The organism is Peptacetobacter sp. AB845, from assembly GCF_047528295.1.
Classification (GTDB): Bacteria; Bacillota; Clostridia; order Peptostreptococcales; family Peptostreptococcaceae; genus Peptacetobacter.
In genome coordinates this window covers 1,726,883-1,738,710 of the sequence record NZ_CP180001.1, presented here as the reverse complement: position 1 = coordinate 1,738,710, position 11,828 = coordinate 1,726,883, and the positions used below count along the sequence as shown (strand labels likewise).

Annotated in this window: 8 protein-coding genes; 7 read left to right on the top strand and 1 reads right to left on the bottom strand. The window is 30.5% G+C overall.

The window, feature by feature from the left end:
• The 7 genes from ACK2WO_RS08090 to ACK2WO_RS08060 all read left to right on the top strand — a co-directional run bounded on the left by ACK2WO_RS08090 (position 1) and on the right by ACK2WO_RS08060 (position 10,599).
• Entirely contained in the window at positions 1–564 is a 564-nt protein-coding gene (locus ACK2WO_RS08090; protein WP_414697383.1) for a tyrosine-type recombinase/integrase, read from the top strand.
• A gap of 319 nt (positions 565–883) precedes the next feature.
• Positions 884–1,621 carry an HD domain-containing protein gene (locus tag ACK2WO_RS08085; RefSeq protein WP_414697382.1) on the top strand — a complete coding sequence of 246 codons (738 nt, stop codon included), beginning with the start codon at positions 884–886 and terminating at the stop codon, positions 1,619–1,621.
• 213 nt (positions 1,622–1,834) lie between these two features.
• Positions 1,835–2,602: a hypothetical protein gene (locus tag ACK2WO_RS08080; protein WP_414697381.1), complete on the top strand. Its 768-nt coding sequence runs from the start codon at positions 1,835–1,837 to the stop codon at positions 2,600–2,602.
• A 303-nt stretch (positions 2,603–2,905) separates the two neighbouring features.
• On the top strand, positions 2,906–4,090 hold the full coding sequence (locus tag ACK2WO_RS08075) for a metallophosphoesterase (RefSeq protein ID WP_414697380.1): 1,185 nt from the start codon (positions 2,906–2,908) through the stop codon (positions 4,088–4,090).
• A gap of 325 nt (positions 4,091–4,415) precedes the next feature.
• Positions 4,416–5,192 carry an HAD family hydrolase gene (locus tag ACK2WO_RS08070; RefSeq protein ID WP_414697379.1) on the top strand — a complete coding sequence of 259 codons (777 nt, stop codon included), beginning with the start codon at positions 4,416–4,418 and terminating at the stop codon, positions 5,190–5,192.
• Between the two features lie 330 nt (positions 5,193–5,522).
• Entirely contained in the window at positions 5,523–7,064 is a 1,542-nt protein-coding gene (gene abc-f / locus ACK2WO_RS08065; protein WP_414697378.1) for a ribosomal protection-like ABC-F family protein, read from the top strand.
• A gap of 286 nt (positions 7,065–7,350) precedes the next feature.
• On the top strand, positions 7,351–10,599 hold the full coding sequence (locus ACK2WO_RS08060) for an ATP-binding cassette domain-containing protein (RefSeq protein ID WP_414697377.1): 3,249 nt from the start codon (positions 7,351–7,353) through the stop codon (positions 10,597–10,599).
• A gap of 373 nt (positions 10,600–10,972) precedes the next feature.
• On the opposite strand, the gene ACK2WO_RS08055 is transcribed toward ACK2WO_RS08060, so the two are convergent.
• A complete protein-coding gene (locus ACK2WO_RS08055; RefSeq protein WP_414697376.1) occupies positions 10,973–11,689 on the bottom strand; it encodes an HAD hydrolase-like protein in 717 nt (238 codons plus the stop codon).
• Positions 11,690–11,828: the final 139 nt, after the last annotated feature.

Genomic DNA, 11,828 nt, shown 5'->3' with positions numbered 1-11,828 from the left:
ATGAGACCGTTAGAGATTTATGAATATAGTCAGATTATGGATTTGTTGGACAGTGGTTTTCAGTATAGGGATCACGATAATAAGAAGAGAATTTTTAGACCAAATCCAAAGGTGAAGATGGCTCTTTTTTTAGAGACAAATTTGGGACTGAGAATTTCCGATATAAAAAGATTAAAGATAAAGAATTTCAAGGGAAGTAGGCTTGAGATTACGGAGAAAAAAACTGGAAAGCTTCAGTATAGAGAGATTAATCCTGAGATTGTCGATATTGTAAAAGATTACGCCATAGAAAATGGGCTTAGGTTAAATGATAATTTACTTGATATTGGGATAAGAAATGTTCAGCAGCAGTTAAAGATTATTACAAATTATCTTGGACTAGAAAATATAAGTACGCACAGTTTTAGAAAGTTGTACGCTACACTTCAATACGAAAAAAGTAACGGAAATATTGAACTTATAAAGGAGCTTCTAAATCATACAAGCATTGCAACTACTCAAAAATACATAAGAGTTAGTCAGCAAGAAATAGACAAGGCAAGTAGAGAATTCTTGCTTAAGTAATAGAATTAAACGAATAAACGAGCAAAATATCAATCTTGTGAACTAAAAATAGCTTATTTCTAATATAAGCGCGTATTTTAGATTTTAAGAAGTTTTTAATTTTTGACAATCAAACATAAGATGAGTTTTTTATAGACACCTTAAAAACGATTTTAAAAGGTCGTTTTTCGAGGTGTTTTTTTATTTCTTTAAAATTAAGTAACATAATATTGTTATGTAAACTTTAAAATTATAAATTTTACAAATATGTTTAAATTTTATTCAATTTGGGTATTTTTATTTTTAACCCAGTATTTATATTGAGGAAAGGGAGTTAACTATGTCAGAAATAAAAAATATCGAAAATACAAAAAGCGACTTTGAAATAAATGAAGAAAGCAAATACATAAAAACATATTTATTTATAAAAGGATACGCTGTTGCAAAGAATTTTCAACAGACTATAATTGCTCTATCTTTAGCAAAAAGATTGCATGAGGGACAATATAGACGAGGTGGAGATCCATACATAACTCATCCATTGAAAGTATGTAATACTTTGATTTCCTGTGGAATAGAAGATGATACTATTTTAGCAGCTGCACTTCTTCACGATGTTTTGGAAGATTGTCAGGATAAGCTAAAAGATAACGGAGAAGAATTTGTCACTGAGTACGGATTATCTCCTGAGGTTTTAGAAATAATCACGATACTTACAAAAGAATCTGGAATATCAGAAGAAGAACTTCAGATATATTTTGACGGAATCAAAAGCAATGGAAAAGCCCTCTTAATAAAATTGAGTGATAGACTTCACAATAGCTCGACATTATACTCATTCCCTTATGAGAAACTAGTTAAATATATCGATGAAACAGATAAATTTATAATACCTATTGCGGATTATGGAAATGATTATTATCCAGAATACACAAATGCAATTAACTTATTAAAGAGCAATATATTCTCTTTAAATAGAAGTATGCGTATAATGCTTGAAAAATCTGAATATCAGATAAGTGCATTGAAAAATGAAATTGAAGAGTTAAAATTAGAGATTGATAAGTTAAAATCTTAAAATTTGATATCTTAATTTATAAAATAAATAATAAATATTTAAAGTATAAAATAAATAGTCAGCATAAAAGAGCAGAGTTATTATAACTTCTTTGCTCTTTTTTATTTTACTATTTTATAAAATAAATTTGTCAAAAGTGTTTATTTACAAATTCTTTAAAATATGTTATCCTATTTGTATTAATATAAATATTTATAAAAAGGGGGATTTATTTTGCAGAGGATAAAAAATAATTTTAAAAAATATAAAATCACATATCTAGCTTTTGGAATTGTCGCTATATTTTTTGTGATTCTTGGGATAAAATACGGTTTTACACAAAAAGGTATATTAACTGGACTAACAGAATTCAGCATAATTGTTGATGGAACAGGCCAAAAGATTATACTAATTGCAGATAAAATTTTAAATCTGCTAATATTACTTTTAGCTTGCATAATAATAATTAAAGAGGGCTTAAATATTTTTAAAAATCGTATATATAAAAAAATGGATATAGAAGATGACTGTTATGGAGATATTTTAGATTCTTTTTTAGATTTAAAAAGCTCTAGAGAAAGTATAAAAAATCTAATAAAAATACTTACTTTATTAATATTATTATTCCTATATGATAAATTATCTTCAATAGAAAGCATAGATTATTCTATTGGATATGATATGTTTAAAAATATTTCAAATTATATAGTCATACTTATTCTTTACTACAGTAGTGTTTCATCAGCAAAAGTAGAGCTTATAGAAAATATAGGAAATTTAAAAGACGATGAAATAGTATGTTTTACTGCTTTTTTAAATTCTAATGAAGATATAGAAAGCAAAAAAGATATAGATGAATTACTACAATATATCAAAACTGTAAAAGCAGAAGGAGATATAGAAGATAAAACTTATAAAATGTCTAAATTTAGATATCGGTTGACAATCTTTGCTTTTATCATTGCGATAACTCAGTTTATTTTAACATTATCTAGTTTATAAAAAATAAAAATTATTATAATATAAAATCTACTATTTTGGTAAAACTCATATAATTTTAGAAATTATTATCTAAAATTATATGAGTTTTTTTGCATTATATACATAAAAAACTACCGTTTATACCATAATCAACAAATTATATTTGAAAACTGATAAAATAAATATAAAGAAAAAGAAAGAAATTTTAATTAATCTAAAGATTAATTAAAGAAAGCTTTAAATTACTTCTAATATAAATTTAACTAAGATATAATTAAAAGAAGTAAATTCAAAGCAAGAATATAATTAGAAAGAGGTAAATATATGAATAAAAAATATATAGCAATAGGACTAGCTGCAGTGCTTTTAGCTGGTGGCGGTGTTGCATACTATAAAAAAACACATGAAGCATCTATAAATGTACTTGGGACTACAGACATACATGGTGCAACTTCAAGGGCAATGATAAAATACGTAGAAGATAAAAGAAAAAATGGTGGCGCAGATTTGGTTGTGGACTCTGGAGATTTCTGGGGCTCAGAAACTTATGAAATGCAGGAATGGTTTGATGGAACTAGACCTACATTTGATGAAAATGGACGTGTAAGATTTTATGGAAAAGATTTGGACGGAGATGGATTCAATGAAACCGACAACGATATAAACGGTGATGATATACCAGATATGATTGTAGAAAAGATTGGAGAACCTCGTGAAGGTCAAGCTCCTTTAATAAGAGATTTAGAAAGAATGAAGTTTGATTCGCTTACTTTAGGTAATCATGAGTTCGTTGAAAATAGTCAGGAAGATTTTGATTATCTAGTAAATGAGCTTAATAAGGCAAATATTTCAGTACTTTCAGCAAATCTATACAATAATAAAACAAACAAAAACGTTGTAAAACCTTACATAGTTAAGGAAATAAAAGAAGGGCCAAATACCATAAAAGCAGCTGTTTTAGGCCTTACACTTCCTGAAGTTGCAGAGCCATATAAATGGGAGGAAGGAAAAGAAAGACCAACTTATACAGGTGATTACAGTCTATCTTCTTTAGAGCAGTACAATAATCAGTATAGATTAGATGATTTAGTGAAAGAAGCAAATAAATGGACAAAATATATAAAAGAAAATGAAAATCCAGATGTTGTAATACTTACAGTTCACTCCGGAGAAGAGCCTAAAAAGCCTAGACATCCTGGAAATAGAGTGAAGGAAATTGCAAGAACTGTAGAGGGAATAGATGCAATAGTTGCTGGACATACTCATGTAACTATTAAGCAGCATAAGTTTAAGAATGAGAAAACAGGTAAAGAAGTTCTAGTTACTCAACCATCTGCTAGAGGTGGAGGAATTTCTGATATAGATATAAATCTTAAGAAGAAAAATGGAAAATGGACTGTTGTTTCTGCAAAGAGCAAGGTTCATGAGTTTGATATATTTGACGGAAGTAAGGTGGACTACGAAAAAACACCGATGAGTGAAGTATATAAAAAAGGATACAGATTATAATGATAAAGAAGAGGAGTTAGCCAAAAGTACTCCAGGCTTCAGCGCCCCACTTGTTTAGGGAACACATTTCAGTGTTGTGGGGCGCTTGCAGAATTGTCGTTGTTTTGGCTAACATCCTCTTCTTTTTATTATTTCACTGTAAACCGAATTGATTTCTCTTGATAAATAGTGTTTTGCAATAGCTTTTTTTATTATTTCACTTTTAACTGAGGTGATTTCTCTAAGTAGACAGGTTTGTTTTTTTATGTTATTATCAATTAGTGTTGTAAATTATATTAAATAATAAAGTATTTTTAAAAATAAGAGAAAGTTTTGAGGGATTTTTATGAGTAAGGTAAAGATTATATTTTTCGATATAGACGGTACTTTGATAGATATGACGAAAAAAGCCATTTCGGATAAGACTGTGGAGACACTTATTAGATTAAAGGAAAATGGAGTGAAGATTTGTATTGCTACTGGTAGAGCACCTGGTAGTGTGCCTAAGTTTGAGGGAGTTGATTTCGATGCGTTTTTAACTTTTAACGGATCATATTGCTATAATAGCAGCGACACTATTCTTAGTACGCCAATTCCTAAGGTAGATGTCGAGAAAATGATTGAAAATGCAACTAAAATCAATAGACCTGTTTCTATTGCTAGCAAAGATAGAGTTGTTGCGAATGGAACAGATAAAGATTTATCTGATTATTTCGGTTTTGCTAAACAGGAAGTTCCTGTAAGCGATGATTTTGATGAGGTTTTAAAAGACGAAATCTACCAGATGATGATGGGTGGAAGAAATGACGAATACGATGATATTTTAAAAGATGTAGAGAATGCTAGAATAACTGCATGGTGGGATAGAGCAGTCGATATAATTCCTGTAAATGGTGGAAAAGGCAAAGGAATCGAGGCTATTTTAGAATACTACGGTATTGATAGATCTGAGTCTATGGCGTTTGGAGATGGTGGAAATGACATCGAAATGCTTCAAACTGTTGGAACAGGTGTTGCTATGGGAAATGCACTTGATAATGTCAAAGCAATTGCAGATGAGATTTGTGGTACTTCAGCAGAGGATGGAATTTATCATTATTGTTTAGAAAATGGCTTAATTTAGCTCAGTTTTGTTAATTTATATAATTTAAAAATATTTTAGTACATAAATTTGATATTTAGATATATTTAATATATAATAAAGATGCTTCGAGTTTGGAGCATCTTTATTTTTTATCATTAAAAAGGATTTTAATAGGGTAAAAGATAAAAAATATATTGTACATGATAAGGAGGTTCAGATGTAAAATGATTGGAAAAACTTTAAAAATAAACAGAGGCAATTTAATGAAGTAAGAGACAGATTTATTAAAAATGATTAGAGTTAATTAGAAGTAAATCAGTTATATTCTAAACATTATATTGCCTCAATAAAACAAAGGAGGCGATTTATATGACAATGATAAAAGTAAATAATTTGACTTTCTCATATCCAGGAAGTTATCAAAATATATTTGAAGATGTAAGTTTTACAATAGATTCTGATTGGAAATTGGGATTCGTTGGAAGAAATGGTAGAGGAAAGACTACATTTTTGAATATATTATTAAACAAATTAGAGTATAAAGGAAGTATTTCGTGTGATATGGAGTTTGGATATTTTCCATATCAAGTAGAAGATATTTCAAAAGATACGATAGAAATAGTAGAAGAAGTATGTAAAACAGATGAAATCTGGGATATTTACAGAGAATTTTCTATGCTTAGGATAGAAGATGATGTTCTGTACAGACCTTTTGAAAGTTTATCGAACGGTGAGCGAACAAAAGTTCTGTTAGCAGCAATGTTTATCTCTGAAAATAAGTTCCTATTATTGGATGAACCTACAAATCATCTTGATATAGGTGCTAGAAAGATTATTTCAGAGTATTTAAAATCTAAAAAAGGCTTTATTTTGGTATCACACGATAGAGAACTTTTGGATAATTGCTGTGATCATATTATTTCTATAAATAAAACAAACATAGAAGTTCAATCAGGTAACTTCTCTTCTTGGTGGAATAACAAAATTATGCAAGATAATTTCGAGTTAGTACAGAACAAAAAGTTAAAATCAGAGATAAAAAGGCTCGAAAAATCCGCACAAAGAACAAATGTTTGGTCATCTAGAGCAGAGAAAGGAAAGAAAATGACTTCTGAAATAGACTCTAAACCAGATAGAGGATATGTTGGACACAAGGCTGAAAAGATGATGAAAAGGTCTAAAAGTATTGAAAACAGACAGCTTAAAGCAATTGAAGAAAAAAATAAGCTGCTTCACAATATAGAAAAGTATGACGACATTAAGCTCGTATTTGACGAATATAGAACAAACGTTCTATTAACAGCAGATAAGCTATCTTTTAAATACCATGACTCAGATAAACCTGATTCATGTAAAAATGTGTTTGAAAATTTGACATTCGATATAAGAAAGGGAGATAGAGTTTGCGTGTCTGGAAAAAATGGCTGTGGAAAATCTACTCTTTTAAAAATCTTAATCGGTGAAATAGATTACAAAACAGGAATAGAAAGTTCTGATAAAATTGGAGAATACAGTATAGAAGGATTTTTAACGATAGGAAGTGGACTTAAAATCTCTTATGTCTCTCAGGACACGTCGTTCTTAAAAGGAAGTTTATCTGAATTTGCTAGAGAAAATGATTTAGATGAGTCGCTATTTAAATCTCTTCTTAGAAAACTAGATTTTTCCAGAGATTTATTTGAGAATGATATGTCTAGCTTTAGTGAAGGTCAGAAGAAGAAAGTACTAATAGCAAAGAGCTTATCTGAAAGAGCACATCTATATGTTTGGGATGAGCCACTGAATTATATAGATATTTACTCAAGAATTCAGATTGAGGAGCTGCTACTTAGATACGAACCTACGATAATATTTGTCGAACACGATTCTACCTTTGCTGAAGAGATTGCTACAAAGTATATAAAATTATAGATAGATTAAACATTATAAATAGATTAGTAATAAAAAAGCATTTAATTTTGTTAATTAAGTGCTTTTTTTATATATTTTTTTTAGTTTAGGATATATAATAATATTATAAATAATCGTGTTATACTAAAATGAATTATTTATTCTTGAGAGATTAATAATTAAATTTTTTAATAATTAATTTATTCATAAGATTATAATAAAATATTGTATTTTATTATATTAATAAAATACTAATTACTAAAATATTTTAATTAGCAGTGATTCACAGAGAGGAGAGTGATTTATCTTGCTGCAAGTTAAAAACATACACAAAGAATACAGAACGGGGCCTCTAGTTCAGAAGGCACTCGACGATGTCAGCCTAAATCTTAGAGATAACGAGTTTGTTTCTATTTTAGGTCCAAGTGGATCTGGAAAAACAACACTTCTAAATATTATTGGTGGTTTGGATAGATACGACGATGGAGATTTAATTATAAACGGAATTTCGACGAGGAAATACAAAGACAGAGATTGGGATTCCTACAGAAACCACACAATAGGATTTGTATTCCAGAGTTACAATCTAATTCCGCATCAGACAATTTTATCTAATGTCGAATTAGCACTTACAATATCGGGGATAACAAAATCTGAAAGGCGTGAAAAATCTATACGGGCTTTGGAAAAAGTTGGACTTATAGACCATATTCATAAAAAGCCAAATCAGCTTTCAGGTGGTCAGATGCAGAGGGTTGCAATTGCTAGAGCACTTGTAAATGACCCTGACATACTTCTTGCAGATGAGCCAACTGGGGCACTTGATTCAGATACAAGTGTTCAGGTTATGGATTTACTTAAAGAAGTTGCCAAAGATAGATTGGTTGTAATGGTAACGCACAATCCAGAGCTTGCCTACGAATATTCTACAAGAATCGTCACATTAAAAGACGGGAAAATATGTGGAGATACAAACCCATTTATAATAGAAGATAATGGAAATTTAGATGAAGCAGTTCACGAGAATATGGGAAAAACTTCTATGTCGTTCCTTACTTCTCTTTCGCTTAGTTTCAACAACTTAAAGACTAAAAAGGGAAGAACATTTTTAACTGCATTTGCTGGATCTATTGGTATAATTGGGATTGCACTGATATTATCTCTATCAAATGGTGTAAACAACTACATTGCAGATATCGAGGAAAAGACTTTATCAGAATACCCACTGCAAATTCAAAAGGCAGGGTATGATTTCACGTCGATGTTGAGTGGAATGTCTGGGGCTTCTTCTGAATCTAAAGGCAGCGATGAGAAAAAAGATATGAAAGTTGAAAATATGGTGAGTGGAATGTTCTCTACTGTAGGCTCAAATGACTTAAAATCTTTTAAAAAGTTCTTGGACTCAGATAAATCAAAAATAGCAAAACATACAAATGCGGTTGAATATTCTTATGATGTTGTCCCTCAGATTTACAGCACTAACACAGAAAAAGTGAGACAGGTGCATCCAGATAAATCATTCAATTCTATGGGACTTGGCTCTGAAGCATCTTCAAATAGTATGGTTTCTAGTATGATGAGTACGGATATATTCTATCAAATGCCTAGAAACAAGAGCCTTTACAGAGACCAGTATGAAGTAAAAGCTGGAAAATGGCCTACAAAATACAATGAATGTGTGTTAGTTCTTACTCAAAATGGCGGAATTAGCGACTATTATTTATATGCACTTAATCTGAGAAATCCTAAAGAACTCGATGAAATGGTTGATAAATTTGCAAAGGAAGAAGAAGTAATTGTTCCTGAAGGCGAAAAAGGATATTCTTACAAAGATGTTCTTGGAAAAGAGTTTAAGCTAGTAAATGCAACAGATTACTATGAATACGATTCAAACTACAATGTTTGGAAAGACAAGAGAAACAACGATGAGTATATGAAAAAGCTAGTTAAAGAAGGGGAAACTCTTAAAATAACTGGAATTGTTCAGCCTAAAAAAGGATCATCTGGTATGGGAATGCTTATGCCAGCGATATACTACACTCCTGAGCTTGAAGACCATGTTATCAAACAGGCTTCTGAAAGTCAGATTGTTAAAAAGCAACTAGCTGACAAGGATACAAACGTATTTACTGGCAAGGGATTTGAAGATACTTCAAAATCTGCTTTTGATATGAAGTCCATGTTTAATGTAGACACTTCAAAATTTGCATCTGCATTTAGTATAAATCCAAATCGGATTAATGCAGATTTTAGTAATTTGAACAACTTATTTAGCCAAATTTCTATGCCTAGTATAAAACCTTCTGATATTATAAATCAGATTAATATAAAAATAACTCCTGAACAGATAAATAGTTTAATAAAAGATGTTGGAAATGGATATTTGATTTATCTAAAGGAAAACAAGGACATGGACTTTACTAAGTATCAGGGAATTATAGAGTCTTATTTTAAAGATCCTGAGCTTGAAAAAATGGTAACGGAGATGGTTGAAGAAGCTATCAAAACAAACGGAGAAATCAAGCTAACTCAGGAACAGATGAACAAGATTTTACAGGCTGCTATTGAAAAGTATAAGAAGTTTATAACTGACAATAATGTAGCAGATGTTATGAAGATAGGAAGATATTTCCTTGAGTATTTAAATACTGCTGATTGTAAGAATATTATTGGAAGTCATTTAGATGCTATTTCAAAGGAAAATAATCTTGAGCAGCAGATATATGCAGTTCTTCAGAAATATATGGGCTCTGCAACAGGTTCTATCTCAGCAACTATTGAAAGAGAAATCACCGCATCAATGAGAAAACTTAGCCAGAGCATGGCAAATGCGTTTAGTTTTGATGCGAGTGTGTTTGCAGATGCAATGAATGTCAATATTTCTGAGGAAGAGATGATGGAAGTAATGACTGCTAGTATGTACAAAGAGCAGGATACTTTTGATAATAATATTAAGAAATTAGGTTATGCTGAAATGGATGATCCTTCTATGATTTCTATATATCCTAAGGATTTTGAGGAAAAGGAAAAGGTTGTGGATATTTTAGATAATTACAACGAAGATATGGAAAAAGTAGATGAGGACAAGGTAATTTCGTATACTGATATGGTTGGAAGTTTGATGTCTTCTGTTACAAGTATTATAAATTCTATAAGTTATATTCTAGTTGCGTTTGTAGCAATTTCACTTGTTGTTTCGTCAATAATGATAGGTGTTATCACTTATATAAGTGTGCTTGAGCGTAAGAAAGAGATAGGTGTACTTAGAGCGATAGGCGCTTCTAAGAGAAATATCTCACAGGTGTTCAATGCCGAAACGTTTATTATTGGGGCACTTGCGGGAATTATAGGTATTGTTGTGAGCTTGATTTTGATTGTGCCTATAAATCAGGTTATACATAATGTTACTGGTAAGACTAATATGAATGCGGCTCTTCCTCTTTGGGCAGGGATAGTGCTTATAATGATAAGTATTATACTGACTCTTTTAGGTGGAATTATTCCATCGAGAAAAGCAGCAAAAGAGGATCCAGTTAAAGCATTAAGAAATGAGTAGTTTATAATTTAAAGGTTTGTAAAATTAAAAAAGAAGGCTCGAATCTATCGAATGCTCCTGGCTTCGACGCTTTATACTATTATGTAAAACATTGAAAATGTATAAAGCGTTTCCAGATAGTCGCTATTCGATTAGATTTCGAGCCTTTTCTTATTTTATTTTTAACCAGATTTTAAATTTTTAAACTACTCATTTTTTATGTGTTTAACATGAAATCTCCTTTTACTTGCTTTTTCAATATGAATTGTTTACCTAAAAGTTGTTAGTATAATACATTCTCATTATTGCGTACTTTTGTGTTAGAGATTTATTTAGGTAAAAAGTTACCTAATATTTTATTATGTCAACAATATTTATTATATAGTTTACTCAATTAGTTGTTTAGTAAGTAGTCTAGTAGTTCGTCTACTGTGCCTACGATTTTGTGAGGGTTTTCGTTTGTTAGTTCTTCCATTGTTCCGTATCCGTAAGATACTGCGACACAAGGTATTCCAAATTGTCTAGCTCCTAGGATGTCGTGTTTTTTATCGCCTACCATTATTATGTTTTCTGTGTCTATAGTTTTTTCTACAGAAATAGAATTTTCTATAGAAGTATAATCTGTATCGTTATTTGAGCAGCTTATTCTTCCAAGTCTTTTTAGTGTTTCTTCAATTACATCTGCTTTGTCAGTTCTTTTTTCGCTCATTGTAGCTCCGACAACTTCATCGAAATACTGTTCAATTTTGAAGTGTTCTAATATTTGTTTTACGAATTTTTCTGGTTTTGATGAAGATACTGCAAGTGTGTAGTTGTTGTCTTTTAGAGTTTTTAGCATTTTTTCTACGTTTGGATATAGCTCGTTTTCAAAGATTCCAACTGTTGTGTATCTTTCTCTGTAGTATGCAACTGCTTGTTCTGCTTCTTCTTTTGAGATGTTTAGGTATTCCATGAACTGAGTTATCAGCGGTGGTCCTATGAAGATTTCTAGTTTTTTTAGGTCGTTTTCTGGGTGTCCCATTTTTTCAAGTGCGTGTTGTACGCATTTTGTAATTCCTATTCCAGATGCTGTTAGTGTACCATCTAGGTCGAATAATATTGTTTTTTCCATATTTTAATACCTCGTTATTTATTTTATGTTTTTATTTATTAAGTATATAAATCCTTTATATTAAAAATGCCCTGTCAACATGAGACTAGGGCTTGATCCGTATGTTTTGATAATAAAATAATATTAATAAAATGTCAAT

What these genes read in the sequence shown, in the direction of transcription:
- ACK2WO_RS08090 (WP_414697383.1), top strand. Translation starts at nt 1, where the DNA reads ATGAGACCGTTAGAGATTTATGAATATAGTCAGATTATGGATTTGTTG.
- ACK2WO_RS08085 (WP_414697382.1), top strand. Translation starts at nt 884, where the DNA reads ATGTCAGAAATAAAAAATATCGAAAATACAAAAAGCGACTTTGAAATA.
- ACK2WO_RS08075 (WP_414697380.1), top strand. Translation starts at nt 2,906, where the DNA reads ATGAATAAAAAATATATAGCAATAGGACTAGCTGCAGTGCTTTTAGCT.
- ACK2WO_RS08070 (WP_414697379.1), top strand. Translation starts at nt 4,416, where the DNA reads ATGAGTAAGGTAAAGATTATATTTTTCGATATAGACGGTACTTTGATA.
- abc-f (WP_414697378.1), top strand. Translation starts at nt 5,523, where the DNA reads ATGACAATGATAAAAGTAAATAATTTGACTTTCTCATATCCAGGAAGT.
- ACK2WO_RS08055 (WP_414697376.1), bottom strand. Translation starts at nt 11,689, where the DNA reads ATGGAAAAAACAATATTATTCGACCTAGATGGTACACTAACAGCATCT.